This window comes from Hydrogenophaga sp. Root209, assembly GCF_001428625.1.
GTDB lineage: Bacteria > Pseudomonadota > Gammaproteobacteria > Burkholderiales > Burkholderiaceae_C > Hydrogenophaga.
The window spans coordinates 177,560-203,010 of record NZ_LMIE01000031.1 but is presented as its reverse complement, the minus strand read 5'-3'; the positions used below and the strand labels follow the sequence as shown (position 1 = coordinate 203,010).

25 protein-coding genes, 1 tRNA gene and 1 pseudogene are annotated in these 25,451 nt (G+C 66.6%); 14 read left to right on the top strand and 13 right to left on the bottom strand.

Annotated elements, in window-relative coordinates:
• Nucleotides 1–275 precede the first annotated feature (275 nt).
• The 6 genes from cysS (at nucleotide 276) to ASE11_RS19435 (ending at nucleotide 5,869) form a co-directional block, all read left to right on the top strand.
• The gene (gene cysS / locus ASE11_RS19460) at nucleotides 276–1,664 is read left to right on the top strand and encodes a cysteine--tRNA ligase (protein WP_056275401.1); all 1,389 of its coding nucleotides are present in this window, start codon (nucleotides 276–278) and stop codon (nucleotides 1,662–1,664) included.
• On the top strand, nucleotides 1,664–2,314 hold the full coding sequence (locus tag ASE11_RS19455) for a DNA-3-methyladenine glycosylase family protein (protein WP_056275398.1): 651 nt from the start codon (nucleotides 1,664–1,666) through the stop codon (nucleotides 2,312–2,314). The genes cysS and ASE11_RS19455 overlap by 1 nt, the downstream gene beginning before the upstream one ends.
• Nucleotides 2,315–2,420: 106 nt before the next feature.
• Complete coding sequence (locus tag ASE11_RS19450; protein WP_056275395.1) at nucleotides 2,421–3,410, top strand: acetyl-CoA carboxylase carboxyltransferase subunit alpha; 990 nt, start codon at nucleotides 2,421–2,423, stop codon at nucleotides 3,408–3,410.
• Between the two features lies 1 nt (nucleotide 3,411).
• Nucleotides 3,412–4,386: a tRNA lysidine(34) synthetase TilS gene (gene tilS / locus ASE11_RS19445; RefSeq protein WP_414842469.1), complete on the top strand. Its 975-nt coding sequence runs from the start codon at nucleotides 3,412–3,414 to the stop codon at nucleotides 4,384–4,386.
• Nucleotides 4,387–4,442: 56 nt separating this feature from the next.
• Nucleotides 4,443–5,723, top strand: a complete 1,281-nt coding sequence (locus ASE11_RS19440) for an aspartate kinase (protein ID WP_056275390.1) — start codon at nucleotides 4,443–4,445, stop codon at nucleotides 5,721–5,723.
• A gap of 53 nt (nucleotides 5,724–5,776) precedes the next feature.
• A tRNA-Ser gene (locus tag ASE11_RS19435) sits at nucleotides 5,777–5,869 on the top strand.
• Between the two features lie 82 nt (nucleotides 5,870–5,951).
• On the opposite strand, the gene ASE11_RS19430 is transcribed toward ASE11_RS19435, so the two are convergent.
• The 10 genes from ASE11_RS19430 to ASE11_RS19385 form a co-directional block, all read right to left on the bottom strand.
• Entirely contained in the window at nucleotides 5,952–6,404 is a 453-nt protein-coding gene (locus ASE11_RS19430) for a nuclear transport factor 2 family protein (protein WP_082585875.1), read from the bottom strand.
• Nucleotides 6,401–7,264: a class III extradiol dioxygenase subunit beta gene (locus ASE11_RS19425; protein ID WP_056275387.1), complete on the bottom strand. Its 864-nt coding sequence runs from the start codon at nucleotides 7,262–7,264 to the stop codon at nucleotides 6,401–6,403. The genes ASE11_RS19430 and ASE11_RS19425 overlap by 4 nt, the downstream gene beginning before the upstream one ends.
• The gene (gene ligA / locus ASE11_RS19420; protein ID WP_056275385.1) at nucleotides 7,264–7,668 is read right to left on the bottom strand and encodes a protocatechuate 4,5-dioxygenase subunit alpha; all 405 of its coding nucleotides are present in this window, start codon (nucleotides 7,666–7,668) and stop codon (nucleotides 7,264–7,266) included. Before ligA ends, ASE11_RS19425 begins: the two co-directional genes overlap by 1 nt.
• 13 nt (nucleotides 7,669–7,681) lie before the next feature.
• A complete protein-coding gene (locus ASE11_RS19415; RefSeq protein WP_056275382.1) occupies nucleotides 7,682–8,413 on the bottom strand; it encodes an alpha/beta fold hydrolase in 732 nt (243 codons plus the stop codon).
• Entirely contained in the window at nucleotides 8,403–9,152 is a 750-nt protein-coding gene (locus ASE11_RS19410) for an ABC transporter ATP-binding protein (protein ID WP_056275379.1), read from the bottom strand. The genes ASE11_RS19415 and ASE11_RS19410 overlap by 11 nt, the downstream gene beginning before the upstream one ends.
• The gene (locus tag ASE11_RS19405) at nucleotides 9,145–9,927 is read right to left on the bottom strand and encodes an ABC transporter ATP-binding protein (protein WP_056275376.1); all 783 of its coding nucleotides are present in this window, start codon (nucleotides 9,925–9,927) and stop codon (nucleotides 9,145–9,147) included. Before ASE11_RS19405 ends, ASE11_RS19410 begins: the two co-directional genes overlap by 8 nt.
• Nucleotides 9,924–10,910, bottom strand: a complete 987-nt coding sequence (locus ASE11_RS19400; RefSeq protein ID WP_056275372.1) for a branched-chain amino acid ABC transporter permease — start codon at nucleotides 10,908–10,910, stop codon at nucleotides 9,924–9,926. Before ASE11_RS19400 ends, ASE11_RS19405 begins: the two co-directional genes overlap by 4 nt.
• The gene (locus ASE11_RS19395) at nucleotides 10,907–11,776 is read right to left on the bottom strand and encodes a branched-chain amino acid ABC transporter permease (protein WP_056275369.1); all 870 of its coding nucleotides are present in this window, start codon (nucleotides 11,774–11,776) and stop codon (nucleotides 10,907–10,909) included. The genes ASE11_RS19400 and ASE11_RS19395 overlap by 4 nt, the downstream gene beginning before the upstream one ends.
• A gap of 76 nt (nucleotides 11,777–11,852) precedes the next feature.
• Entirely contained in the window at nucleotides 11,853–13,022 is a 1,170-nt protein-coding gene (locus ASE11_RS19390) for an ABC transporter substrate-binding protein (RefSeq protein WP_056275366.1), read from the bottom strand.
• A gap of 115 nt (nucleotides 13,023–13,137) precedes the next feature.
• Nucleotides 13,138–14,409, bottom strand: a complete 1,272-nt coding sequence (locus tag ASE11_RS19385; protein ID WP_056275363.1) for a LysR family transcriptional regulator — start codon at nucleotides 14,407–14,409, stop codon at nucleotides 13,138–13,140.
• A gap of 139 nt (nucleotides 14,410–14,548) precedes the next feature.
• Here ASE11_RS19385 and ASE11_RS19380 point away from each other — a divergent pair, with 139 nt between their 5' ends.
• The 4 genes from ASE11_RS19380 to ASE11_RS19365 all read left to right on the top strand — a co-directional run bounded on the left by ASE11_RS19380 (nucleotide 14,549) and on the right by ASE11_RS19365 (nucleotide 18,187).
• On the top strand, nucleotides 14,549–15,052 hold the full coding sequence (locus ASE11_RS19380; RefSeq protein ID WP_082585874.1) for a MarR family winged helix-turn-helix transcriptional regulator: 504 nt from the start codon (nucleotides 14,549–14,551) through the stop codon (nucleotides 15,050–15,052).
• Between the two features lie 111 nt (nucleotides 15,053–15,163).
• Complete coding sequence (locus tag ASE11_RS19375) at nucleotides 15,164–16,201, top strand: aromatic ring-hydroxylating oxygenase subunit alpha (protein WP_056275358.1); 1,038 nt, start codon at nucleotides 15,164–15,166, stop codon at nucleotides 16,199–16,201.
• Nucleotides 16,202–16,223: 22 nt separating this feature from the next.
• Nucleotides 16,224–17,195: a PDR/VanB family oxidoreductase gene (locus ASE11_RS19370; RefSeq protein WP_056275355.1), complete on the top strand. Its 972-nt coding sequence runs from the start codon at nucleotides 16,224–16,226 to the stop codon at nucleotides 17,193–17,195.
• A 77-nt stretch (nucleotides 17,196–17,272) separates the two neighbouring features.
• Nucleotides 17,273–18,187 (top strand): DMT family transporter, encoded by a 915-nt coding sequence (locus tag ASE11_RS19365; RefSeq protein ID WP_056275351.1) that lies wholly within the window; start codon nucleotides 17,273–17,275, stop codon nucleotides 18,185–18,187.
• Nucleotides 18,188–18,410: 223 nt separating this feature from the next.
• Here ASE11_RS19365 and ASE11_RS19360 read toward each other — a convergent pair whose 3' ends face one another.
• From ASE11_RS19360 to ASE11_RS19350, 3 genes are read right to left on the bottom strand one after another with little or no spacing between them, the layout of a single operon-like run.
• Entirely contained in the window at nucleotides 18,411–18,869 is a 459-nt protein-coding gene (locus ASE11_RS19360) for an RNA-binding S4 domain-containing protein (RefSeq protein WP_056275346.1), read from the bottom strand.
• Nucleotides 18,866–20,317, bottom strand: coding sequence for a sensor histidine kinase (locus tag ASE11_RS19355; protein ID WP_056275345.1), 1,452 nt, complete (start codon nucleotides 20,315–20,317; stop codon nucleotides 18,866–18,868). Before ASE11_RS19355 ends, ASE11_RS19360 begins: the two co-directional genes overlap by 4 nt.
• On the bottom strand, nucleotides 20,317–21,000 hold the full coding sequence (locus tag ASE11_RS19350; RefSeq protein WP_056275341.1) for a response regulator transcription factor: 684 nt from the start codon (nucleotides 20,998–21,000) through the stop codon (nucleotides 20,317–20,319). Before ASE11_RS19350 ends, ASE11_RS19355 begins: the two co-directional genes overlap by 1 nt.
• Nucleotides 21,001–21,179: 179 nt before the next feature.
• On the opposite strand from ASE11_RS19350, the gene ASE11_RS19345 reads away from it, so the two are divergent.
• From ASE11_RS19345 to ASE11_RS19335, 4 genes and pseudogenes are all read left to right on the top strand, one after another.
• Nucleotides 21,180–22,196 carry a porin gene (locus ASE11_RS19345; protein ID WP_056275338.1) on the top strand — a complete coding sequence of 339 codons (1,017 nt, stop codon included), beginning with the start codon at nucleotides 21,180–21,182 and terminating at the stop codon, nucleotides 22,194–22,196.
• A gap of 109 nt (nucleotides 22,197–22,305) precedes the next feature.
• Nucleotides 22,306–23,190: pseudogene (locus ASE11_RS26325) on the top strand (tripartite tricarboxylate transporter substrate binding protein); the annotation flags it as partial.
• Nucleotides 23,170–23,838: a tripartite tricarboxylate transporter TctB family protein gene (locus tag ASE11_RS26320; RefSeq protein WP_321166271.1), complete on the top strand. Its 669-nt coding sequence runs from the start codon at nucleotides 23,170–23,172 to the stop codon at nucleotides 23,836–23,838. The pseudogene ASE11_RS26325 and the gene ASE11_RS26320, both read left to right, overlap by 21 nt.
• Before the next feature lie 7 nt (nucleotides 23,839–23,845).
• A complete protein-coding gene (locus ASE11_RS19335; protein ID WP_056275334.1) occupies nucleotides 23,846–25,336 on the top strand; it encodes a tripartite tricarboxylate transporter permease in 1,491 nt (496 codons plus the stop codon).
• The last annotated feature ends 115 nt before the right edge of the window (nucleotides 25,337–25,451 follow it).

Below are 25,451 nucleotides of genomic sequence, written 5' to 3'. Positions count from 1 at the left end.
CACAGGGTGGGACATGGGACCTCGGAGAGCGAACCTGGGCCACCGCAAGACGGTTGCATCCAGCGACACGTTGATCGAAGGCCCGACGTTGCATGGCACGCATCGTCGGGCTGGATATACTGGCGCATTGTATCTGAGGGGTCTGTTTCTCATGGCTGATCCAGACCGCCCGCAGCACCCCGCGTGGCCTGTGTGACACAGGTCGGCCGCACCAGCTGCCGCGTCAGGTTTTCCACCCCGTTTCGCCGCGCTGAACCCGTGCCCGCTTTCCCGACATGACCCTGAAAATCCACAACACGCTCACGCGCCGCCTGGAGGACTTCCAGCCGATCGAACCCGGTCATGTGCGCATGTACGTCTGCGGCATGACGATCTACGACCTGTGCCACATCGGCCACGCCCGCATGATGATGGCGTTTGACGTGGTGCAGCGCTGGCTGAAGGTGAGCGGTTACCGAGTGACTTACGTTCGCAACATCACCGACATCGACGACAAGATCATCAAGCGCGCGGTCGAACGCGGCATCACGCTTCGGGCCCTCACCGACGAGATGACCGCCGCCATGCACCAGGACATCGGCCTGCTGGGCATCGAGCCCCCGAGCCTGGAGCCGCGCGCCACCGAGTACGTGCCGCAGATGCTGTCGCTGATCGACACGCTGCAGAAGAAGGGCTTGGCCTACCAGTCCGACAACGGCGACGTGAACTTCGCCGTGCGCAAGTTCGAGGGCTACGGCAAGCTCTCCGGCAAGTCGCTTGACGACCTGCGCGCTGGCGAACGTGTGGCCGTGGCCAGCGACAAGAACGACCCGCTGGACTTCGTGCTCTGGAAGTCGGCCAAGCCCGACGAACCGGCCGAAGCCCAATGGGCCAGCGCTTACGGTGCAGGTCGCCCGGGTTGGCACATCGAGTGCTCGGCCATGAGCTGCGCCACGCTGGGTGAGACCTTCGACATCCACGGCGGCGGCGCCGACCTGCAGTTTCCGCACCACGAAAACGAGATCGCCCAGAGCGAAGGCGCCACCGGCCAACCCCTGGCGCGCTTCTGGATGCACAACGGCTTCGTGCGAGTGGACAACGAAAAGATGTCCAAGAGCCTGGGCAACTTCTTCACCATCCGCGAGGTGCTGGCGAAGTACGACCCGGAGACGGTGCGCTTCTTCATCCTGCGCGCGCACTACCGCAGCGCGCTGAACTACAGCGATGTGCACCTGGACGACGCCCGTGGCGCGCTCAAACGCCTGTACACCGCGCTCTCGCTGGTGCCGCCCGCGCCCATGGCCGCGATTGACTGGAGCCAGCCGCACGCGCAGCGTTTCCGCGCGGCGATGGACGAAGACTTCGGCACACCCGAGGCGGTGGCCGTGCTGTTCGAGTTGGCCGGCGAGGTCAACCGCAGCAAGGATCCTGCGTTGGCGGGTTTGCTGAGGGCGCTGGGTGGCACGCTGGGTTTGCTGCAAGCCGATCCCGCGGCCTACCTGCAGGGCGGGGCAGGGTCGACAGACGGTCTGGATGAAGCAACCATTGCCACGCAGATTGCCGCGCGCGTTGCCGCCAAACAGGCCAAAGACTTCGCCGAAGCCGACCGCATCCGCAAGGTCTTGCTGGAGCAGGGCGTCGTGCTCAAGGACAGCCCCACCGGCACCACCTGGGAACGCACCTGATGGTCGCGTCCATCCTGCCCGACGTGGGCCCCGATGCGCCCGACTACTGGTTGGAGGCGTGCCGCCACCTGATGAAGCGCGACCGCGTGATGAAGAAGCTCATCCCGCAGCACGGTGGTGTGAGCCTGCAATCGCGCGGGGATGCCTTCGTGACGCTGGCGCGCAGCATCGTCGGCCAGCAGATCTCGGTGAAAGCGGCGCAATCGGTCTGGGACCGGTTTGCCGTGCTGCCCAAGAAGATGGTGCCCGCCCAGGTGCTCAAGCTCAAGGTCGACGACATGCGCGCGGCCGGTTTGTCGGCCCGCAAGGTCGAGTACCTGGTGGACCTGGCGCTGCACTTCGCCAATGACCAGGTGCACGTGAAAGGCTGGGCGGAGATGGACGATGAGGCCATCATTGCCGAGCTGGTGGCCATCCGCGGCATTGGACGCTGGACGGCCGAGATGTTTCTCATCTTCCACCTCATGCGGCCCAACGTACTACCGCTGGACGACCTTGGTCTTCAGAACGGCATCAGCCGCTGCTACTTTTCGGGCGAACCGGTAAGCCGCAGCGAAATCCGCGAAGTGGCGAGCTCGTGGGCCCCTTTCAGCAGCGTGGCGACTTGGTATATTTGGCGCTCTCTCGACCCGGCCCCGGTCGCTTACTGAACCCGATACGTCGTTGACAACCGCGCCCGATGGATTCGGGCCATGGCCGATGGCCTGATGACTTTCAGGACACCGGCCTCGCACCACAAGACCACAGGAGTCCACCTTGGCCAAAAAGAACTTTCTCGACTTCGAGCAACCCATTGCCGAACTCGAAACCAAGATCGAGGAACTGCGCTACGTGCAGACGGAATCCGCGGTCGACATTTCCGAAGAAATCGAACAGCTCGCCGGCAAGAGCCTGCAGCTCACCAAAGACATCTACAGCAGCCTCACGCCCTGGCAGATCACCAAGATCGCGCGCCACGCCGACCGCCCTTACACGCTGGACTACGTGCGCGAGATCTTCACGCACTTCCAGGAGCTGCACGGTGACCGCCATTTCTCCGACGACCTGAGCATCGTCGGCGGCCTGGCCCGCTTCAATGGTCAGCCCTGCATGGTGCTGGGCCATCAGAAGGGACGCGACACGAAAGAGCGTGGACTGCGCAACTTCGGCATGACCAAGCCCGAGGGTTACCGCAAGGCGCTGCGCCTGATGAAACTGGCCGAAAAATTCCGCCTGCCGGTCTTCACCTTTGTCGACACTCCCGGCGCGTACCCCGGCATTGACGCCGAAGAGCGCGGGCAGTCCGAAGCCATCGGGCGCAACATCTTCGAGATGGCGCAGCTCGAAGTGCCCATCATCTCCACCATCATCGGCGAAGGGGGCTCCGGCGGCGCACTGGCCATTTCGGTGGCCGACCAGGTGCTGATGCTGCAGTACTCGGTGTACTCGGTGATCAGCCCGGAAGGCTGTGCCTCCATCCTCTGGAAGACGAGCGACCGCGCCAGCGACGCGGCCGATGCGCTGGGCATCACCGCGCACCGGCTCAAGGCGCTGGGGCTGGTTGACAAGATCGTCAACGAGCCGGTGGGTGGTGCGCACCGCGATCACAAGCAGATGGCGGCCTTCCTCAAGCGCGCGTTGGGCGATGCTTGGCGCCAGGTGACCGACCTCAAGGTCAAGGAACTGGTGGACCGTCGCTATGCGCGCCTCAACAGCTACGGCCGCTTCACCGACACCAAGGCCGACAGCAAGAGCGACAAGCGCTGACGTGACCCGCAGCACCGCGTCCGCCAACCCCTGTGAGCAGGCGTTGGCACGGTGGTGCGATCGCTGCGCTCCCAACATGATGAAGGTGGCGGTGGCCTACAGCGGCGGCGCCGATTCCACTGCCCTGCTGCTCGCTGCACACCAACGCTGGCCCGCCCATGTGGTGGCATTGCACGTGCACCACGGCTTGCAGGCGGCTGGCGACGACTTTGAGCGACAGGCACGCCAGTTCTGCGCACAGCACGGCATTGCGCTGCAGGTGCAGCATGTGCAGGCCGTGCACGAGCCGGGACAGAGTCCGGAAGATGCGGCCCGGCTGGCCCGATACGCCGCCCTGGCGCGCATGGCCCGGGAGGTTGGTGCCGATGGCGTGCTGCTCGGGCAGCATGCAGACGACCAGGCCGAGACGCTGCTGCTCGCGCTGAGCCGCGGCGCAGGGTTGCCGGGAATGGCTTCCATGCCTGAACACTTCGAGCGCGCGGGCATGCGCTTCGGCCGGCCCTTGCTTGACGTGCCGGCCAGCGACTTGCGCGCGTGGTTGCTGGCGCAGGGACACGCCTTTGTGGACGACCCCAGCAACACCGACACGCGCTTCACCCGCAATCGCATCCGCGCCCTGCTCATGCCCGCGTGGGAAGCCTGCTTCCCCGGATTTCGGCCCATGCTCGCGCGCAGCGCACGCCACGCCGCGCAGGCCCAGCGCCTGCTCGATGAGCTGGCTGCTCTCGATCTGTCGCACACCGGCGTGCCGCCGCAGATCGTGCGCTTGCAGTCGCTCTCGCGCGATCGTCAGGCCAACGCCTTGCGCCACTGGTTGCGCACCAGCGCGGGCGTGGCCGCTGCAACCGCGCAGCTGGACGAACTGCTCGACCAGATCGCGGCCTGCACCACGCGGGGCCACCGCATCCACATCAAGGTGGGTCCGGGCCATGTGGAGCGCATCGGAGCGTGTCTCGGGTATACCCCCGCCCTATAATTGCGGGCTTTGCCCGGCGGCGCAGCCGGCGCTTCCAACCCAACCAATCCAACCCGATGGCCTTGATAGTTCACAAGTACGGCGGCACCTCCATGGGGTCGACCGAGCGCATCCGCAACGTCGCCAAACGCGTGGCCAAGTGGCACCGCGCGGGCCACCATCTCGTGGTGGTGCCCAGCGCCATGAGCGGTGAGACCAACCGCCTGCTCGGCCTTGCCAGGGAGCTCGCACCGAGCAAGGCCACCACCGCCTACAGCCGCGAACTCGACATGCTGGCCTCCACCGGCGAGCAGGCTTCTTCGGCGCTGCTGGCCATTGCGCTGCAGGCCGAGGGTCTGGAATCGGTGAGCTACGCCGGTTGGCAGGTGCCGATCAAGACCAACAGCGCGTTCACCAAGGCCCGCATCGAGTCGATCGACGACGTGCGCATCCGCGCCGACCTGGCCGCCGGCAAGGTCGTCATCGTCACCGGCTTCCAGGGCGTGGACCCCGAAGGCCACATCACCACGCTGGGTCGCGGCGGCAGCGACACCTCGGCCGTGGCCGTGGCGGCCGCGCTCAAGGCCGCCGAGTGCCTGATCTACACCGACGTCGACGGCGTCTACACCACCGATCCGCGCGTCGTGCCCGAAGCGCGCCGCCTCAGGCGCGTGAGCTTTGAAGAGATGCTGGAGATGGCCAGCATGGGCAGCAAGGTGCTGCAGATCCGTTCGGTGGAATTCGCCGGCAAGTACAAAGTGCCCCTGCGCGTGCTCTCCAGCTTCACGCCCTGGGACATTGACCTGAATGAAGAAGCCGCCTCCGGCACCCTGATCACTTTTGAGGAAGAAGAAACCATGGAACAAGCCGTCGTTTCCGGCATTGCGTTCAACCGCGACGAAGCCAAGATCTCCGTGCTCGGCGTGCCCGACACCCCCGGCATCGCCTACCAGATCCTGGGCGCGGTGGCCGACGCCAACATCGAAGTCGACGTGATCATCCAGAACCTGAGCAAGGACGGAAAGACCGACTTCAGTTTCACGGTGCACCGCAACGATTTCCAGAAGACCGTGGACCTGCTCAAGGCCAAGGTCGTGCCCGCGCTGGGTGCTGCCGAGGTGGTGGGTGATGCGCGCATCTGCAAGGTCAGCATCGTGGGCATCGGCATGCGCAGCCACGTGGGCGTGGCCAGCCGCATGTTCAAGTGCCTGAGCACCGAAGGCATCAACATCCAGATGATCTCGACCTCGGAGATCAAGACCTCGGTGGTGATCGACGAGAAGTACATGGAACTGGCCGTGCGTTCACTGCATCGCGAATTCGACCTCGACCAGACCGCCGACACCATCACTGGTTGATCCCTTCGCCCAGAGAGAAGGGCGGGTGACTTGAGGCATAATACGCAGCTTCCGGAGCGATGACCGAGTGGCCGAAGGTGCTCCCCTGCTAAGGGAGTATGGGGTGTAGAGCCTCATCGAGGGTTCGAATCCCTCTCGCTCCGCCAGACCTGATTTCACGACTTTTCAACAGGTCGATGACATCGCAAAAAAGCCCTGCAGTGCAGGGCTTTTTTGCGTCTGATGGTCCTACGGCGTCGAGCCGGTCTGGAACAGCGTGAACCACGCTTCCCGGCGGCTGATGCGCCAGCCTTGTGGTGTTTTGGCGAGCAGGTCGCGGATCTCGCCCACCTGCTGCACCGGATCGGCCGGGCGCCCGCGCGGGGTGGCCGCGTCGCTGTGCCGGCCGCTCCACAGCAACACGGAACAGGTGGCGCGCGCGGTGCCGGCGGCCAGGTCCACGCTCACGCGTTGGTTGCTCACCAAGTGGCGCGTCAGGCGGTAGGGGTCGCGCGCGGCATAGGCCGCCACGATGGCATCCCGGCCGCTCAGTTCCACCCCGTCGGGTCGCACCAGCACGCCGTCGGGTTCGAACATCGCAGCCAGTGCCAGGAAGTCGCGGCCATCAACCGCTTCGGCGGCAGCCAGCACGAGATCGCGGCAGGCTTGTTGGGCCAGCAGGGTATCGAGTTCAAGGATCATGGTGTCAGCACCAGATGGCCCACGGCGGTATTGGACGCCGGCACGTGATAGAAGCGGTGCACACAGGTCGGTGCTCGACCGTCGGGGCGTTCGGGCATCGCTCCGCGCGCAATCAGCCACATCACCAACTCGATGCCTTCGCTGCCGGCCTCGCGCACAAAATCCACGTGAGAGATGGCCGCAGCGGCCTCCGGCACGGCGGTGAGCATGTCCATGAAGGCGTTGTCAAACGTGGGGTTGATCAGGCCGGCGCGCTGTCCTTGCAGCTGATGGCTCATGCCGCCCGTGCCCCAGACCTGCACGTTCAGATTCTCGCCATAGCTCTCGATGGCTTTGCGCACCGCGCGGCCCAGCGCGAGGCAACGCCGACCGCTGGGCACGGGGTACTGAATCACGTTGACGGCCAGCGGGATCACAGGGCAAGGCCAACGGAAATCATCCGCCGGCGGTTGTCCGAACAGCAGCGACAGCGGAACAGTCAGGCCGTGGTCCACGTCCATGCAGTTGACCAGCGTGAGGTCAAAGTCGTCCTGGATCACGCTCTGCGCGATGTGGGCGGCCAGCTCGGGGTGGCCCTGCACCATCGGCACCGGGCGTGCGCCCCAGCCTTCGTCGGCGGGTGCGAAGCGCTCGCCGGTGCCGATGGCAAAGGTGGGGATCAAGTCCGGCCCGAAGGCGGTGGCGTGGTCGTTGAAGACGAGCACGATCACATCGGGCGGGTGTTGGCGCAGCCAGGCGCGCGAGGCCTCGTAGCCGCCGAACACCGGCGCCCAGTAGGGCTCTGCCGCGCGTCCCTGGTCGAGCGCTGCACCGATCGCTGGCACGTGCGAGGTGTAGACGCTGGCGCTCACGTGGGCCATCAGACGGATCCTTTGCGCCCGGACCACTCGTGCAGGTAGCGGTTGCCCTCGATCGGCCTTCCGCCGCGCAGCATCATGGCGCGGTAGTCGGCCTCGCTCATCCCGGTCATGCCACCCACCATCTCCTGCACGCTGATGCCGTCGGTGGCAGCGATCTTGACCAGGAAGTACACGTTGCCACCCAGGGCCAGGCAGCGGTTCATGTCGCGGGCAAGCACCGCTTCGCGCTGTTCTGGTGTCATCGGCCATTCGGCGAGGTAGGCGGGTTCGTCGGCGCGAAAGCGCTCACGGTTGGCCGACTGCATCAGCGACATGCAGAACTGGTTGAGTGCGTAGCCCTTTCGCGACTGCTGGGCGTCAAACAGCACGGTGCCTGGGATGTCGGCGAAATCGGCGGCGGTCATAGGGGTCTCCGGTTCACTGCGCGTTCAGCCAGCGCAACAGCAGCGAGGCCACGGCATCGGGTTGCTCCATCGGCGCCATGTGGCCGGCGTTTTCCACCACGTCGAGTGCGGCGCCGGGTATCAGCGCGTGCATGGCCTGGTGTTGCGCCACGGGAGCCCAGCTGTCCTGCCGGCCGCACATCACGAGCGACGGGACCTGGATGCTGCGCAGCACCCCCGACGCATCGGGTCGCTGCAGCAACGCACGCAACTGGCGTTCGAAGGTCTCGGCGCTCTTGCGCTCGAACATGGTGACGATGGCTTCCATGAGCGCTGCATCGCTCAGGCGCTGTGGATGCACCATGCCTCGCACCCACTGCAAGGCCATGGCTCGCACGCCTTGCTTGCGCGCCACGTCCAGAAGCGCCAGGCGTTTGTGGGTCTCTTCTTCCCCCGCGGCGCCGGCGGCGCGCGCCAGGTAGCCGGTGTCGAGCAGGGCGACACGGCTCACGCGCTCGGGGGCCTGGCGCAATACCTCCAATGCCACACGCGCGCCCATGGAATGGCCCGCTATCGCGAAACGCGCAGGCGCGGTGGTCAGCAACTGTCGCGCCATCTGTTCCAGCGAGTCGGCGTTGCCGTGGTCGATCACATGGCACGCCCGTCCCGGCGACAGCGCAGGCAACACCGGCTGCCAGACCGCTGCATCACACATGAGGCCGGGCACCAGGAATAGCGGTTCCGTTGGCGCTGGGTCATGCGACATGCGTGGCTCCTGAAGAGCGCACCACGCCGAGCAGGCCGTCAAGCAGCTCTGGCTGCATGGCCAGCACCGCGGCTTCGCCGTTGTGCACCACGTTGCCATGGTCGAGTACCACCGCGCGGTGGCTGATGCGCAGAATCGCCTGCGGATGCTGCTCGACGATGATGGCCGAGAGCCCTTCGTCGCGCGTGATGCGCGCAATGGCGCGCAACAGCTCTTCCACGATGATGGGCGCCAGGCCTTCCAGTGGCTCGTCCAGCAGCAGCAGGCGCGGATTGAGGACCAGCGCGCGTCCCACGGCCAGCATTTGCTGCTCGCCGCCAGACAGCTGGGTGCCCAGGTTGGTCTTGCGCTCGGCCAGGCGCGGGAACAGCTCGTACACGCGCTCGGGTGTCCAGGGCCGGTTGCTGCTGCCGGCGCGCGCCGGGCGCGCCACCGCCGTCAGGTTCTCGTGCACCGTCAGGGATTTGAAGATGTTGCGCTCCTGCGGCACCCAGCCGATGCCGGCCGCCGCGCGCTCATGCGCCGGCAGCCGGTGCAGCTCGACGCCGGCCAGCCGGATGCTGCCGCCGTGCTGGCGCGTGGCACCGGCCAGGGTGTTCATGAGCGTGGTCTTGCCAGTGCCGTTGCGGCCCAGCAGAGCAAGTGTTTCGCCTTCGGGCAGCGAGAAGTTCACGCCTTGAAGCACCACGGCCTCGCCATAGCCGGCGCTCAGGTGGTCGATGTGCAGCAGATCAGCCATGGATGGCCTCCCCATGGCCGAGGTACACGGCTTTGACCCGCGGGTCGTTGGCAATTTCTCCGGGTGTGCCTTCGACCAGCACCGCGCCATTGACCAGCACGGTGATGAAGCGGGCGAATTCGAACACCAGGTCCATGTCGTGCTCGATCAGCAGCACCGACACGTCGGCCGGCAGTGCGGCCACGGTGTGCAGCAGCTCCTCGCGCTCACCCGCAGGCACGCCGGCCACCGGCTCGTCGAGCAGCAGCACGCGCGGCTCGCACGCCAGGGCGATGGCGATCTCCAGCAGGCGGCGCTTGCCGTAGGCCAGGTGCTCGGTGCGCACGTGGCTCACATCGGCCAGGTGAAACTGCTCCAGCAACTGTTCGCAGCGTTGGTTGACCGCCGGCTGGCGGCCCAGAGGCTGCCACCAGCGTCCACCCAAACCCAGGTGCTGGGCCACCACCATGGCCAGGGTTTCCCGTGGCGTGAGGCTGTTGAACAACTGGTTGATCTGGAAGGTGCGCACCATGCCGCGCCGCACGCGCTGGTGGGGTGCGAGCGTGGTGATGTCGTCGCCGTCGAGCAGGATGCGACCCGCCGAGGGATCGAGCACGCCGGTCAGCAGGTTGATCAGCGTGGTCTTGCCCGCGCCGTTGGGGCCGATGAGCGCGTGGCGTGCGCCGTGGCTCACGTTCAGGCTCACGTCTTGCGTGGCGACAATGCCGCCGAAGCGTTTGACCAGGCCCTCCGTCTTCAGAACGGTCTTTGCGTTCGTGTCGATCGGGGCGTTCATGCGGCGTCCTTGCGCGAAAACCAGGTCCAGGGCCGCAGCAGGCGTTCGCGCCCCACCAGCACCAGCACCACCAGGAACAGGCCGACCCAGAAGGTCCAGTACTGCGGCGTGATGCCGGCAATCACATCGTGCAGCAGCTTGAACACCACCGCGCCGAGCACACCGCCGTAGAGCCAGCCGACACCGCCGATCACCAGCATCAACACCACGTCGGCCGAGCGCTCGATGGAGAACACATCGAGCGAGGCGAAACCTGTGGTCTGTGCCAGCAAGGCGCCGGCCGCGCCGGCCATGCCGGCGGCGATGGTGTAAACCACCGCCAGCCTGGAGGCGACCGGGATGCCGATGGCCATGGCACGCAGCCGGTTGTCGCGCACCGCCTTGAGGGTGGCGCCAAAGGGTGAGTGCACCAGCCGGCGCGCCAGCAGAAAACCCACCAGCAGCACCGCGATCGAGTAAGCCGCGGCCACTTGCCCGTACAGATCGAACTCGAAGCGGCCCAGCAGCGGCCCCATGACCACGCCCTGCAGGCCGTCGGCACCGCCGGTGAGCCAGTCGAGCTTGTTGGCCAGCTCGAACAGGATCAACGTGAGACCCAGCGTGACCATGATGCGGGTGAGATCGGTGCCGCGCATGATGGTGAGCGAGCTGAGAGCGCCGAGTGCGGTGGCCGCCGCGGTGCCCACCACCAGACCCACCATCGGGTCGGGGTGGATGTGTTTGGCAAACAGCGCCGCGCTGTACGCCCCGAAGCCCAGGAAGGCCGCATGGCCCAGGGAGACGATGCCGGTGTAGCCCAGGATCAGGTCCAGCGAGACCGCAAACAGCGCGACGATGGCGACCTCGTTGATGATCAGCGCGTGCTCCTTGAGCAGCCAGGGCGCGGCCAGCGCGGCCAGCCAGAGCACGGGCTCCCAGGGGCGCCAGCGGGCCTGGTCCATCAGGCTGCGAGCAGGCGTTGAGCTTGTGGTGGTGGGATTCATTTGCCGCCTCCAAGACGGGAGAACAGGCCGTGTGGCCGCCAGAGCAGGATGGCGATCATCAGGGTGTAGACGATGAAGCCGCCGAGCTTGGGGATGTAGTACTTGCCCGCCACGTCGGCAATGCCCAGCAACAGCGCCGCCAGCAGCGGGCCGGTGATGGACGAGGTGCCGCCGACGGCAACCACGATCAGGAAATAGACCAGAAACTTCAACGGGAAGCTCGGGTCCAGCCCCAGCACCTCTGCGCCCAGAGCACCGCCCAGGCCCGCCAGGCCCGAGCCCACCGCGAACGTGGCAGCGAACACCACGTTGACATTGATGCCCAGGCTGGCGGCCACGCGAGGGTCGTCCACGCTGGCGCGCAGCCGGCTGCCGAAGCGGGTGCGCGAGAGGATGAACTGCAGCCCCACGGTGAGCGCCGCGCAGATGGCGATGATGAAGAGTCGGTAGTGCCCCATGCCGAGCGCTCCGTCAAACAGCTCCGTGCGCCCGAGCAGCCACGAGGGCAGCTGGATGATCTGCTGCTGCGAGCCCATGAAGAAATCGGTGGCGGCCACGGCCATGAAAGTCAGGCCGATCGAGAACAGCACCTGATCCAGATGCGGCTTCTTGTACATGGGCCGGTAGAGCGTGCGCTCCAGCACCGCCCCCACCAGCGCCGTGATGCCGAAGGCCAGCGGCAGACAAGCCAGGAATGGCAGACCCTGGTGCTGCATCAGGGCCACCGTGAGGTAGCCGCCGAGCATGGCGAAGGCGCCGTGGGCCAGGTTGATGAAATTCATCAGGCCCATGGTCACGGACAGGCCCACCGCCAGAATGAACAGAAGCATGCCGTAGGCGATGCCGTCGAAGAGGATGGTCAGCATGGGCGTGGCATCTCACTGGCGGGTGCGCTGGGCACCCGCCGTCATGACAAAGAAGGGAACGGAGGTTGGGCGCGGCTTATTTGGCCTTGCCCGGGTCCTTCATGTCGGTGACGGTTTCGATCTCGGTGTTCCACATCTGGCCGTTGATCTTCTCGACCTTGCGAACGTAGACGTTGTGCACCACATCACGGGTCTGCGCGTCGATGTAGATCGGACCGCGCGGGCTCTCGAACACCTGGCCTTTCATGGCATTGAGCAAGGCCTCGCCGCCTTCACCCTTGGTTTTTTTGGCGCCTTCGTAGATCACCCGCATGCCGTCGTACGCGCCCACGGCCATGAAGTTGGGGCGCATGCCGTTGTTGGCTTTGCCGAAGGCCTCGACGAACTTTTTGTTCAGCGGCGAGTTGTGCGCGGCCGAGTAGTGGTGGGCGGTCACCACGCCCAGGGCCACGTCGCCCATGCCATTGAGGATGTCGTCATCGGTCACGCTGCCTTCGGCAATCATGCGGATGCCGGCCTTGTCCAGGCCGCGCTCGGCGAACTGCTTCATCAGTGCCGAACCGGCGCCCGAGGGCACGAAGGTGAACAGCGCGTCGGGTTTGGCATCACGCACCTTCTGCAGGAAGGGCGCGAAGTCGGGGCCGCGCAGAGGCACGCGCAGCGACTCGACCACCACGCCACCGTTGGCCTGGAAGCGCTGGTTGAAGTACTTCTCGGAGTCCACGCCCGGTGCGTAGTCGGTGACCAGCGTCACCACGCGCTTGATGTTGTTCCTGGTCGCCCAGTCAGCCAGCACGGTGACGACCTGCGGCACGGTGAAGCTGGTGCGCACGATGTAGGGCGAAGCCTCCGTGATGCTGGAGGTGGCCGCCGCCATCACCACCAGTGGCGTTTTGGACTGCGTGGCCACCGGAGCAGTGGCGAAGGCCAGCGGCGTCAGGCCGAAGCCGGCCAGCACCTGCACCTTGTCGTTGATCACCAGTTCTTGTGCGATGCGCTTGGTCACGTCGGGTGCGCCGGTGTCGTCCTTCACGATCAGCTGCACTTTCTTGCCGGCGACGGTGTCGCCGTTCTGCGCCATGTAGAGGCGGGCGGCAGCTTCAAGCTGCTTGCCGGTGGAGGCGAACGGCCCGGTCATGGGCAGGATCAGGCCAATCTTGAATGTGTTGTCCTGAGCTGCGACGTGGCCGAGGGCTCCGACGAGCGCGAGGGCAACGGCGGTGCGGATGAAGTTGCGTTTCTGCATGGTGCGTCTCCGGTGGGTTGCGGGTTTTCCCGTATGCATGCCGCTGCGTGCTGGCGGCTTCACAGGCCACGCATGATCCTGCCGCCGCCATGGAAGGTCCAATGCTTTTGTGGGACTACCTATGCACTTTGCTTATTTCGATGTGTGCATCAGCATCATCGGCTATGTCCCGGGCCACGCTGCGCAGTGCGTCAAGCAGAGACTGCGCGGCCGGTGTGGGCAGGTAGTCCGCGCGCCGCACCAGACCGATCATTCGCGGCTCGTGCCGAACCGGCACACCCAGCTGAACCAACAAGCCGGCGCGGATTTCGGCTTGCACCTGTCTCGGCGACATCAGCGCCAACCGGTCGCTCTGCGCCAGCAGTGCCTGCATCATCAACGCGCTGTTCACGCGCAGGGGATCGGCAGGAATGGGGATTCCCGCCACTTTCAGCGCCTGCTCGAACGCCACCTGCGCGGGCGTGTTGGGCATGGGCATGATCCAGCCGCAATCGCGCAGGTCTTGCCAGCTCAGATGGCTTCGCGCGGCCAGTGGGTGCGCCGCGCGCGCCACCACCGCAAGGCGGTCGAGGAACAGGGTTTCCTGCGCCAGCTCGGCGCCTGCAAGTGCCGGCCGGGTCGCCCCTACGATGAAGTCGATGTCGGCCTGGCGCAACTGGTGCAGCAGGGCGTCGTAGGTGCCGTCAACGATGGTGACGGCCAGCCCGGGGTGGGACTGCAGCACGCGGTCCACCGCCCCGGACAGCAGGCGCCCGGTGGAAAACGGCAGCGTGCCGATGACCAGGCGTCCCTGCACGACGCCACGCTGCGCGGCCAGCGCGTCGCTGGCCTGTTGCAGCTCGGCCCGGGCCAGCTTGAAAGCCTGTTGGGTGGCCTCGCCAGCCTCGGTCAGGCGCAAGCCCTTGCGCGCACGCACGAACAGTGCCGCACCGGCCATGTGCTCCAGTTGGGCCAGCGTCTGGTGCACGGCCGGCTGGCTGATGCCCAGTGCTGCCGCGCTGGCGGTCTCTGAAGCGGTCTGCGCCAGCGACAGCAGCACCCCGACGTGGCGAGCGCCCACCCCTGCTGCCAGGCGGCTGCCGGTCCAGGCCAGCGCGTGGTTCCTGGCCGAGCGGCGGGCGGGCGCATCGGCCTGTGCCAGGTGGCTCAGCGCACGCGAAGCGCGAAGAGCCAGCTCTTGCCCCATGGGCGTGGGCTGCATGCCACGGGCAGAACGCTCGAACAGGGTGCCTGCCAGATCTGCCTCCAGCGACTGGATGGCCCGCACCACCGAGGACTGCGACAGGTGGAGTGCTTCTGCCGCCGCCACCGTGCTGCCGGTGGCCGTCACGGCGCAGAGCGCGCGCAGCGGCTTGAGCAGATCGACCAGTGGAGCAACGGTGTACATGTGGAGCAGGGTTGTGGAGCGTGGGGTCGGTCGATTATGGAAGCCGCCCCGCCCGCCGCCATGGGTGGATGTGCTCGTCGCATGGTCCGCTGTGCGGCTGACCTATAGTCCCGCACATGGCCCACTGTGAACCCACCCGATGACTTCTCCCCGCTCCGCCGTCTCTCGCTCGGCACCCCGTGCAGTGACCGCCAGCCCCATCCCCGACAGCGGTATCGAGCTGCATGCCGAACCCGGCCACCTGATCCGCCGCGCGCATCAGGTGGCGGTTTCGACTTTCCACGGCACCCACGGCCGCCAGATAACGCCGGTGCAATACGCCATCCTGCGGGCACTGCAGGACACCCCCGGCATGGACCAGGTGACGCTGGCGGAGAAGGTGGCGCTGGACACCTCGACCACCGCCGACATCGCCACCCGGCTGGAAAGCAAGGGCTGGATCGTGCGCGAGCTGATGCCGCGGCGCCAGCGCAGCCTCACGTTGACGGCCGAGGGGCTCGCCGTGCTGGCCGACATGCTGCCCAAGGTCGCGCCGATGTATCGCGAGCTGCTGGCCCCGCTTGAGCCGGCAGAGCAGGCCGAATTTCTGCGCCTGCTGCGCAAGTTCGTGCAACTGAACGAAAGTGCCGCCCGGTCGGAGTGATTCGGGTAAACCCTGAGCTTTCGCCCTTTTTTTTCGCCGAGACATTCCGTATACTGATGGTCATTCAGCATACTGAATGAATTCGATTTGCCCCACTCAAGGAGACCTTGCATGTTCCCGAAAAACACCTGGTACGTGGCCTGCACGGCCGATGAGATCGACGAAAAACCGCTGGGCCGCACCGTCTGCAACCAGCGCATCGTGTTCTACCGGGCGTTGCAGGGCAAGGTGGCTGCGGTGGAAGACTTCTGCCCGCACCGCGGCGCTCCGCTCTCGCTGGGCTATGTCTGCGAAGGCAAGCTGGTCTGCGGCTACCACGGTCTGGAAATGGGCTGCGACGGCAAGACCATCGCCATGCCGGGCCAGCGCGTCGGGGGCTTCCCGGCGATCCGCAGCTATCCGGTGGAGGAGCGTTACGGCTTCGTCTGGGTCTGGCCGGGTGAAGCGGCCAAGGCCGATGCCGCGCTGATCCCCCACATGGAGTGGTACGACAACCCCGAATGGGCATACGGCGGCGGGCTCTACCACGTGAAGGCCGACTACCGGCTCATGGTCGACAACCTCATGGACCTGACGCACGAAACCTACGTGCACTCCACCAGCATCGGCCAGAAGGAGATCGACGAGGTGCCGTGCAAGACGGTGGTCGATGGTGACACCGTGGTCACCAGCCGCTTCATGGAAAACATCACCGCACCTCCGTTCTGGAAATCCGCACTGCGTGCCAACCACCTGGCCGACGACGTGCCGGTGGACCGCTGGCAGATCTGCCGCTTCACGCCGCCAAGCCACGTGATGATCGAAGTGGGTGTGGCCCACGCCGGCCACGGTGGCTATGAGGCACCGGCCGAGCACAAGGTCTACAGCGTGGTGGTGGACTTCATCACGCCCGAAACCGACACCTCCATGCACTACTTCTGGGGCATGGCGCGCAAGTTCAATCCGGGCGACAAGGCACTCACCGCGCAGATCCGCGAAGGCCAGGGCAAGATCTTTTCGGAAGACCTGGACATGCTGGAGCGGCAGCAGCGCAACATCAGCGACTTTCCCGAGCGCAAGCTGCTCAAGCTCAACATCGACGCCGGTGGCGTGCAGTCGCGCAAGGTGATCGAGCGCGTCGTGGCGGCGGAGCAGGGCACACCCGCCTGAGTCGCCCGACAACGCAGACACCATGAGCGAACCCCAAACCCCTGTGCTGGTGCGTGTGGCGCGCAAGCGCGTCGAGGCCCTGGACATCTGCGGCCTCGACCTGGTGGCAGAGCCGGGCCACACCCTGCCTGCCTTCAGCGCAGGCGCCCACATCGACGTGCACCTGGCCGACGGCCTGGTGCGCCAGTACTCCCTGTGCAACCCGTCGGGCAGCCCCTCGCATTACCAGATCGCGGTGCTGCGCGACGCCGCCTCGCGCGGTGGCTCTCGGGCGGTGCACGACGCGGTGCGCGAGGGCTCGACGCTGCACATCAGCACGCCGAAGAACCACTTTCCGCTGGCCTGCGACGCGGCGCACCACCTGCTGCTGGCCGGTGGCATCGGCATCACGCCGCTGCTGGCCATGGCTGAACAGCTCACGCGCGATGGCGCCAGCTTCGAACTGCACCACGCCAGTCGCACGCGCGAGCGCACGGCCTTCGTGGAACACATGGCCACAGCGCCCTTTGCCCGCCAGGTGCACCACCACTTCGATGATGGCGATGCGGCCCAGAAACTCGACATTGCCGCCTTGCTGCAACAGGCCGCACCGGGCACTCACCTCTACACCTGCGGGCCGCAGGGCTTCATGGACGCTGTGCTCGGCACGGCTCGCGCACAGGGCTGGCCCGAGGAGCGGCTGCACTTCGAGTTTTTCGGTGCCGCCCCGGTGGACACCAGCGGCGACGGCAGCTTCGAGTTGGAGATCGCAAGCACCGGTCGGGTGATCGTGGTTCAGCCCGAACAGACCGCGCTCGCTGCCCTGCAAGCCGCCGGCCTGGACATTCCCATGTCGTGCGAGCAAGGCGTGTGCGGTACCTGCCTCACGGGCTTGAAAGCGGGCGTGCCCGACCACCGGGACCACTACCTCACCCCGGAGGAAAAGGCGGACAACAGCCAGTTCCTGCCATGCTGCTCCCGTGCTTGCAGCGCGCGCCTGGTGCTGGACCTCTGAGCACGGGAGCCCTGCGGGGCTGATGCACCGGTGCCGATGTGACACGCGCTTCCTTGTCGGCCCAGCAGAATGCAGGCATGTCTGCATCCCCATCTCCTACCGGCGCTCTGTCCACATCCGCCTTCGCCACCCTGCTGCTCATCGCCCTGATGATGGGCGCCAACCACGTGGCCGCCCGCCTGGCCTTCGACGACGGCGTGAGCGTGGCCACGGCGGTGGTGTTTCGCAGTGGCGTCACGGCCCTGGTGGTCGGTTCGCTTTTGTTGATCTACCGCGTGCCGGTGCGTCTGCAACCGCACCACCGCAAGGCACTGCTCGCCATCGGTCTGCTGGTGGGTGTACAGAGCCTGTGTCTTTATGCTTCGGTGGCGCGCTTGCCGGTGGCGCTGGCCTTGCTGGCCTTCAACACCTACCCGTTGTGGACGGCACTGTGGGCGCGCGTGGTCTACGGGCAGCGACCACAGCCGCGCGTGTTGCGCGCCATGCCGGTGATGCTGCTGGGCCTGGCGCTCGCGCTCGACGTGTCCGGCGCCGCCTCGGGTCTCGGCGCCTCCGGGCATTGGGCGCAGATCGGCGTGGGCGTGGCGTTCGCCCTCACGGCGGCGGCCACCTTTGGTCTGGCCCTGGTGATCACGCAGCACGAAACCGAGGGCCTGGACGGTCGTCTTCGCACCGCCACCACCATGACCATCGTGGGTCTCATGGCCCTGATCGCCTGTGGCGTGCAGGGGGGGCTGGCGTTGCCGCAGGCGGCGGTGGGCTGGTGGGGGCTGTTCGGCTTGACGCTGCTCTACGGCACGGCCTTCACCATCATGTTCACCGTGCTGCCCAAGCTCGGCGTGGTGGGCAACTCGGCCATCATGAACATCGAACCCATCTTCGCGCTGGTGCTGGCGTGGGCGATCCTGGGGCAGTCGATCGCAGCGGTGCAGGTGGCGGGCGGCCTGCTGGTGGTGGCCACGGTGATGTGGCTGGGGTTGAGGAGAGGGTGAACTCCCCCAAGGAGCGAGGAGCTCCCCCCTGCGCCGCTGACGCGGCTTCCCCCCTCTCTGGCGCGCCTTCGGCGCTGGGAGGGGGGACGGCATCTTGGGCCGGCGGAGCCGGACCCTCGATGCCTCCGGGCCTTGCGTTGCTTCGTGCGTTGCGGGTTTTGCTCCCTTTCCCTCCGGGAGAGGCTTGGCCTGCCCTGAGCTTGTCGAAGGAGGGTGAGGGCGGTCACTCGTCCAGCGAGGCGCTCCAACGATCGTTCCAGTCGTCCTTTGGGGCGTCTTCTTTCAACCCGTCGATGTCGCGCCGGTTCCGCTTGGTCGGCCGCCCCATGGTCTGGCTGTGTGCGGGCTCGGGCGCGAGGCGCCGCATCTCGGCGTTGGCTGCGCGTTGCGCCAGCGATGCCGCCGTTTCCTCAAAGAGCAGGGCCGCCACCGGCGCTGAAGCGCGCACGCCGCTCAAAGCCTTGACCACCACCGTGCGCACCTCGTGGCCGATGCGCAGTTCCAGCGTGTCGCCGATCTTCACGTCCTTGGAGGGCTTCGCCAACTGGCCGTTGAGCCTGACGCGACCCTTGTCGATTTCCTCGCTGCTCAGGCCCCGCGTCTTGTAGAAGCGCGCGGCCCAGAGCCATTTGTCGAGACGGACCTTGGTGGACTGCAGTTCTTTTGTGGTGGCGGGTTTCATGCAGAGGGGTTGGGTGTGGCCAGGGGCAGTCGCACGGTGGCGTCCAGCCCGCGCACCTGGCCCGATTGTGTGCGGTTGTCCAGATCGATCGCGCCGCCGAGCGACTGCACGATCTCGCGGCAGATCGCCAGGCCCAGCCCGGAGCCCGGGACGCTGGTGTTCTGCCGGGGTTCGGTGGCAAACGGCTGGAACAGGCGCTCGCGCAGCGCGGCCGAGATGCCCGGACCTTCGTCGCTGATGGTGAGGGCCGCGGTCCGCGCATCCGTCACCAGCGCCACGGTCAGCGCGGTGCCCGCGGGCGTGTTCTTGATGGCGTTGTGCAGCAGGTTGCGGCTGAGTTCGCGCAGCGCCCATTCGTGGGCGCGCACAGACGCGGGTTGCGTGGTGATGGAGAAATCGAGCGCGCGCTCGGCAATGAGTGCCGAGAGGTCGAGTGCCACCAGGCGCACCACGGCCGACCAATCGTGCACTGGCGCGCTCTTCTCCTGGCGCAGCTGCTCCACCTTGGCCAGCGCGAGCATCTGGTTGGCCAGCTCGGTGGCGCGCTGCACCGTGTGGCCGATTTCCTCCAGTGCCTGGAGCGGTTCCACATCGCCCCGCTGTGCCGATTGCACCTGCGTCTTGAGCACGGCCAGTGGCGTGCGCAGCTGGTGCGAGGTGTCGCGCACAAACCGCTTCTGGTGTTCCAGCAGGTGCGAGAGGCGCAGCATGTGCTGGTTGGTGGCGTCCAGCAACGGCAGCAGTTCGCGCGGCGCGCCTTCGGTGGGCAGGGGTGAGAGATCGTTCTCGCTGCGAGCGCCCAGCGCATGGCTGATCGCGCGCACCGGGCGCGTGGCGCGTTGCACCACGAACACCACCACCAGCGCGATCAACAGCACCAGCGCGGCCTGCCGCCAGAGTGTGTCGATCAGGATCTGGCGCGCCAGGGTCTCGCGCAGCTCCAGCGTCTCGGCCACCTGGATGGTGGCCATGCCCTGCTCGTACACGCCGGAGACCGGTTGCAGCAGCACGGCCATGCGCACCGGCACGCCGCGGTACTCGTCGTCGTAGAAGTTCACCAGCGCGGCATAGAGGTTTTCTTGCGGGATGTCGCGCCGCCAGGCCGGCATGTCGTCAAAGCCCGAGACCATCTCACCCTGCAGGCCGCTCACGCGGTAGTAGATGCGGCTGCGGTTGTCGGCCTCGAAGGCCTCCAGCGCCGAATAGAGCAGGGTGGATTCGATCCGGACGTCGTTGCCCGAGCCGGTGACGCGCAGCTGTTCGCCGAGCGATTTGGCGGTGGCGAGCAAGGTGCGGTCGTAGGCGGTGTCGGCCGCGTCCAGGGCCTGGCGGTACAGCACCAGGGTGTTGATCAGCAGGAAGGCGAACACCGGCAGCAGGATGCCGAGCAACAGGGTGCGGCGCAGCGAGAGCGCGTGCTGCCGGGGGGCCGTGACGGGCTGAGGCATCAGCTGTCGGCCTTGAGCAGGTAGCCCAGACCGCGCAAGGTGACCAGCTGTGCGCCGGTGTGGGCGATCTTCTTGCGCAGGCGGTAGGCCACCACCTCGATGGCTTCCGGCTGCACATGGCTTTCACCCGGAAACACCAGCTCGAACAGGCGCTCCTTGGCGATCGCGTGCCCCGGCTTGCCGAGCAGGGCTTGCAGCATGGACAACTCGCGCGGTGCCAGCTCCATGGGCTGGCCAGCGAAGTACACCGCGCCGCTGTCTTTTTCCACGTGCATGCCGCACCACACCGGCCCGCGGCCGGCGCCCGACGAGCTGTCGGCGTTGCCCGAACGGCGCACCAGCGCGCGCAGACGCGCCTCCAGTTCGTCGAGATCAAAAGGCTTGGGCAGGTAGTCGTCGGCGCCGGTGTTCAGGCCCAGGATGCGGTCGCCCACCGTGCCGCGCGCGGTGAGGATGATCACCGGTGTTTCCAGGCCCGCGGCGCGCGCCTGGCTGAGCACCTCCAGGCCGTCCATGCCGGGCAGACTCAGGTCAAGCAGCACCGCGTCGGGCAGGCTAGCCTGCCACAAGGCCAGCGCGCGGGCGCCGTCCTCACAACCGATCACCTGCACGCCGCGCCGCTCGAAGCTGCGCCGCAGGGTGGTCTGCATGGTGGCGTTGTCTTCGATCAGCAGCAGTTTCATGGCCCTCGATTATGGGCAAGGGATGCGCCACTCCCACCCGGGGATCGGTTTTGCACAGGGTTTGTACGCATGCCGTGGACAGCGAACTGACAGCCAGCGAAACGAGCATTGCAGCCTGTCCGACGCCGCACCGGACACGTCGGGCTTGTTGCGGTTGTTCATCCAATCTAGAGGTCAATATGAAAAGAAATGCAGTCGCCCTGGCCGTTCTCGGGCTGTTCACCGGACTGGCGAGCGCTCAGTCATCCGTGACCTTGTATGGCGTCGTCGACGTGGCGGTGGAGCGCGTCAAGGGCGCGACTTCGATCACCCGCATGGTCTCGGGTCAGCAGCAGGGTTCGCGCTGGGGTGTGCGCGGCACGGAAGACCTGGGCGGCGGGCTCAAGGCCGTGTTCGTGCTGGAGTCCGGCATCAACGCTCAGTCGGGCACCCTGGGGCAGGGCGGGCGTGCATTTGGCCGGCAGAGTTTCGTCGGGCTGGGCGGCGGATGGGGCACCGTGCGCCTGGGCCGCCAGTACTCGCCCATGGACGACATCGCCGGCATCGTCGGCACCAAGACGTACGACGTGCTGAGCGTGGTCCCGATCATCGGCAACGGCGACTACAACCGGGTGGACAGCGCCATCACCTACGTCTCGCCGACCGTGGCCAACACCGTTTTCCAGTTGCAGCACAGCCTGGGCGACGGCCGCGCAAGCACCGATCCCAGCAAGGATTTCGCCAAGCAGGTGAGCGCGCATGCGCTGTACGCCAACGGACCGCTGACGGCCGGCGTCTCGATCATGCAGGTGACCGATGCCGACGGCGTGCTGGCCGGCAAGCAGGGCAAGGATGCGGTGTTGCTGGCCGGTGCCTACGACTTCGGCGCGTTCAAACTCTCCGCCTACTACGACGCGGAAGACAAGGCGGCGAAGAAGCTCAAGGTTTACGGTCTGGCCGCAGCATTCAGGTTCGGCGAGACCACGGTGTCGGTGGGTGCGGCGCAAGCCAAGGACGTCAACGGTTCGGCAGCAGCCGCCAGCGACGACGCGAAGATCTACACGCTGCAGGCCAGCCACAACCTGTCCAAGCGCACCGCGGTCTACGGCCACCTCACCGCCGTGTCGAACGACGCTGCAGCCGCCCTGGGCTTCAACAGCCCGGTGGCCGGCTCGAATTCCAACGGCATCCAGTTCGGCTTGCGCCACCGTTTTTGATTCTTTGAGATCCATCACCCTAGGGTTTGTCCTAGGGTGATGGACAGCGAACTGACAGCGCTCAGTTGCAAGATACAACCGTCTGATCACACATTGCAGGAGACACACCATGCGCCGCGATACCTTCCTCAAATCCCTGGCCGCACTGGCCGCTGCCGGTGCTTTGCCCAATGCCGCCTGGGCCAATGCCAACATCAAGATGATGATCCCGGCCAACCCGGGCGGTGGCTGGGACGGCACGGGCCGAGCGCTGGGCGAAGCCCTGCGCGACGCCGGCGTGGCCTCCTCGGTCACCTTCGAGAACAAGGGCGGCGCGGCCGGTGCCATCGGCCTCGCCCAGTTCTACAACGCCAGCAAGGGTGACCCGAACGCGTTGATGGTGATGGGCGCCGTGATGCTCGGCGGCATCATCACCGGCAAGCCGCCGGTCTCCATCACGCAACTCACGCCCATTGCGCGCCTGACCACCGAATACAACGTGTTCGTGCTGCCGTCGAACTCGCCCTACAAGACCATGAAGGACGTCGTCGAGCAGCTCAAGAAGGACCCGGGCAGCATCAAGTGGGGCGGCGGTTCGCGCGGCGCCACCGAGCACATCGCTGCCGCGCAGATCGCGCAGTCGGTCGGCGTGCCGGCTTCCAAGATCAACTATGTGCCCTTCCGTGGCGGTGGTGAGGCCACGGCGGCCATCCTGGGCGGCAACGTCACCGTGGGCGGCAGCGGCTACAGCGAGTTCCAGCAGTACATCGAGAGCGGCAAGATGCGCGCGATCGCCGTCACCTCGCCGCAGCGCGTCAAGGGCATCGACGTGCCCACGCTGAAAGAGCAGGGCATCGACGTGGAGATCGGCAACTGGCGCGGCGTGTATGGCGCACCCGGCATCACCCAGGCGCAGCGCGACGCGCTGACCGCCATGGTGGTGAAGGCCACGCAGAGCAAGGCCTGGGCCGCCGCGATCGAGAAGAACAACTGGATGCCTGCGTTGCTGACCGGCAAGGCCGCCTTCGGCGCTGGGAGGGGGACGGCATCTTGGGCCGGCGGAGCCGGACCCTTGATGCCCCTGGAGGGGCTTCCTCTCTCGCTGCGGGGCTCTCGCTTTGGGCTCAGGAATAACGATATGAACAACGACTCCTCACCCACACCCAACCACCGCCCTGGTCAGCTCGCCATGGGTATCGGTGCTCTCATCGTGGCGGTGGTGCTCGCCTGGGGCGCGATGGACATTCCTTCCGACGCGGGCTATGCCGGCGTTGGCCCCAACTTTTTGCCCTGGGTGATCAGCGCGGCGCTGGGCCTGTGTGGCGTGATGCTGATCCGCGAGGTGCTCACCGGCGGCTACCGCCAGATGGAGGAGCCCTCGGGTGCGGCGCGCGGCGACTGGCGCGCATTGGCCTGGGTGTCGGCCGGTGTGCTGCTCAATGCAGCGCTCATCACCACCATCGGCTTCATCCTGAGCTGCTCGTTGTGTTTCGTGCTCGCGGTGCGCGGCCTGCGTGCCAGCGAAGGCAAGCCTGGTGGCGATCTTCGCCAGACCGTCAAGGACGCCGTCACCGGCATGCTGATCGCAGCGCCCGTGTACTGGCTCTTCACCAAACTGCTGGCCGTGAACCTGCCAGGCATCACCGCCAGCGGCTGGATCTGACACCATGATGGACACCCTCACCCAATTGCTCGGCGGTTTCGCCACCGCCGGCACCCCCATCAACCTGCTGTGGGCCTTCGCCGGCTGCGCACTGGGCACCGCCATCGGTGTGCTGCCTGGCCTGGGCCCTGCCGTGACCGTGGCCATGCTGCTGCCCATCACCGGCCAGGTCGAGCCCACGGCCTCGATGATCTTCTTCGCCGGCATCTATTACGGCGCGATGTACGGCGGCTCGACCACCTCGATCCTGCTCAACACGCCGGGTGAAACCGGCACCATGGTCACCGCGCTCGAAGGCTTCAAGATGGCCAAGAGCGGGCGCGCCGGCGCGGCCCTGGCCAGCGCGGCCGTCGGCTCGTTCGTGGCCGGCAGCATCGCCACCATCCTGGTCACGCTGTTCGCGCCCATCCTGGCCGAGTTCGCGGTGCAGCTTGGCCCGCCCGAGTATTTCTGCCTGATGCTGCTGGCCTTCACCACGGTGAGCGCGGTGCTCGGCCAGAGCACGCTGCGTGGCCTGACCGCGCTGTTCTTCGGGCTGGCGCTGGGCCTCATCGGCATCGACCAGATCACCGCGCAGGTGCGCTTCACCGCTGGTGTGCTCGAGTTCATGGACGGCATCGAGGTGGTGCTGGTGGCCGTGGGTCTCTTTGCCGTGGCCGAGGCGCTCTACAACGCGCTCTACGAAGGCCGAAGCCCGGCTTTCATGAACAAGATGACCAAGGTGCACATGTCGCGCTCCGACTGGCGCCGCTCGTGGCCGGCCTGGCTGCGCGGTACCGCCATCGGCTTTCCGTTCGGCACCATCCCGGCCGGCGGCTCCGAGATTCCCACCTTCCTGAGCTACGCCACCGAACGCAAGCTGGCCAGCCCCGAACACAAGGCCGAGTTCGGCACCACCGGCGCCATCGAAGGCGTGGCCGGACCCGAGGCGGCGAACAACGCCGCCGTGACCGGCACGCTGGTGCCGCTGCTCACGCTGGGCATTCCCACCTCGGTCACGGCGGCCATCCTGCTGAGCGCGCTGCAGAACTACGGCATCAACGCCGGGCCGCAGCTGTTCCAGACGTCGTCCAACCTGGTGTGGGCGCTGATCGCTTCGCTCTACATCGGCAACGTGATGCTGCTGGTGCTCAACCTGCCGATGGTGGGCTTGTGGGTCAAGCTCTTGAAGATCCCGCGCCCGCAGCTCTACGCCGGCATCCTGATCTTCGCCACCGTGGGTGTCTACGGCATGCGCCAGAGCGCGTTCGACCTGTTCCTCATGTACGGCCTGGGCCTGCTGGGTGTGGTGATGCGCCGATACGACTTCCCCACCGCGCCGGTGATCGTGGGCCTGATCCTGGGTCCCATGGCCGAGGCGCAGATGCGCAATGCGCTGTCCATTGGCGAGGGCAACTGGATGGTGTTTTTGCAGCGGCCGATGTCGGCGACCTTGCTGGCGGTGGTGGTGATGGTGTTGCTGGTGCCGCGCTTGTTGGCTCGACGGGTTCGGGCTTAGAGCGTCAAACCTCGCGGGCTCGTGAGCGAGCGGCGCTCTGCTCCGCGGCTGTCCCCCGAGGCGGCTTTGCCGCCTCTCCTCAGCGAAATCAAGGAGGAGGGGCCAAAGGCCCCGG

What these genes read in the sequence shown, in the direction of transcription:
- cysS (WP_056275401.1), top strand. Translation starts at nt 276, where the DNA reads ATGACCCTGAAAATCCACAACACGCTCACGCGCCGCCTGGAGGACTTC.
- ASE11_RS19455 (WP_056275398.1), top strand. Translation starts at nt 1,664, where the DNA reads ATGGTCGCGTCCATCCTGCCCGACGTGGGCCCCGATGCGCCCGACTAC.
- ASE11_RS19440 (WP_056275390.1), top strand. Translation starts at nt 4,443, where the DNA reads ATGGCCTTGATAGTTCACAAGTACGGCGGCACCTCCATGGGGTCGACC.
- ASE11_RS19430 (WP_082585875.1), bottom strand. Translation starts at nt 6,404, where the DNA reads ATGATCCTTGAACTCGATACCCTGCTGGCCCAACAAGCCTGCCGCGAT.
- ASE11_RS19425 (WP_056275387.1), bottom strand. Translation starts at nt 7,264, where the DNA reads ATGGCCCACGTGAGCGCCAGCGTCTACACCTCGCACGTGCCAGCGATC.
- ligA (WP_056275385.1), bottom strand. Translation starts at nt 7,668, where the DNA reads ATGACCGCCGCCGATTTCGCCGACATCCCAGGCACCGTGCTGTTTGAC.
- ASE11_RS19415 (WP_056275382.1), bottom strand. Translation starts at nt 8,413, where the DNA reads ATGTCGCATGACCCAGCGCCAACGGAACCGCTATTCCTGGTGCCCGGC.
- ASE11_RS19410 (WP_056275379.1), bottom strand. Translation starts at nt 9,152, where the DNA reads ATGGCTGATCTGCTGCACATCGACCACCTGAGCGCCGGCTATGGCGAG.
- ASE11_RS19405 (WP_056275376.1), bottom strand. Translation starts at nt 9,927, where the DNA reads ATGAACGCCCCGATCGACACGAACGCAAAGACCGTTCTGAAGACGGAG.
- ASE11_RS19400 (WP_056275372.1), bottom strand. Translation starts at nt 10,910, where the DNA reads ATGAATCCCACCACCACAAGCTCAACGCCTGCTCGCAGCCTGATGGAC.
- ASE11_RS19395 (WP_056275369.1), bottom strand. Translation starts at nt 11,776, where the DNA reads ATGCTGACCATCCTCTTCGACGGCATCGCCTACGGCATGCTTCTGTTC.
- ASE11_RS19390 (WP_056275366.1), bottom strand. Translation starts at nt 13,022, where the DNA reads ATGCAGAAACGCAACTTCATCCGCACCGCCGTTGCCCTCGCGCTCGTC.
- ASE11_RS19385 (WP_056275363.1), bottom strand. Translation starts at nt 14,409, where the DNA reads ATGTACACCGTTGCTCCACTGGTCGATCTGCTCAAGCCGCTGCGCGCG.
- ASE11_RS19380 (WP_082585874.1), top strand. Translation starts at nt 14,549, where the DNA reads ATGACTTCTCCCCGCTCCGCCGTCTCTCGCTCGGCACCCCGTGCAGTG.
- ASE11_RS19375 (WP_056275358.1), top strand. Translation starts at nt 15,164, where the DNA reads ATGTTCCCGAAAAACACCTGGTACGTGGCCTGCACGGCCGATGAGATC.
- ASE11_RS19370 (WP_056275355.1), top strand. Translation starts at nt 16,224, where the DNA reads ATGAGCGAACCCCAAACCCCTGTGCTGGTGCGTGTGGCGCGCAAGCGC.
- ASE11_RS19365 (WP_056275351.1), top strand. Translation starts at nt 17,273, where the DNA reads ATGTCTGCATCCCCATCTCCTACCGGCGCTCTGTCCACATCCGCCTTC.
- ASE11_RS19360 (WP_056275346.1), bottom strand. Translation starts at nt 18,869, where the DNA reads ATGAAACCCGCCACCACAAAAGAACTGCAGTCCACCAAGGTCCGTCTC.
- ASE11_RS19355 (WP_056275345.1), bottom strand. Translation starts at nt 20,317, where the DNA reads ATGCCTCAGCCCGTCACGGCCCCCCGGCAGCACGCGCTCTCGCTGCGC.
- ASE11_RS19350 (WP_056275341.1), bottom strand. Translation starts at nt 21,000, where the DNA reads ATGAAACTGCTGCTGATCGAAGACAACGCCACCATGCAGACCACCCTG.
- ASE11_RS19345 (WP_056275338.1), top strand. Translation starts at nt 21,180, where the DNA reads ATGAAAAGAAATGCAGTCGCCCTGGCCGTTCTCGGGCTGTTCACCGGA.
- ASE11_RS26320 (WP_321166271.1), top strand. Translation starts at nt 23,170, where the DNA reads ATGCCTGCGTTGCTGACCGGCAAGGCCGCCTTCGGCGCTGGGAGGGGG.
- ASE11_RS19335 (WP_056275334.1), top strand. Translation starts at nt 23,846, where the DNA reads ATGGACACCCTCACCCAATTGCTCGGCGGTTTCGCCACCGCCGGCACC.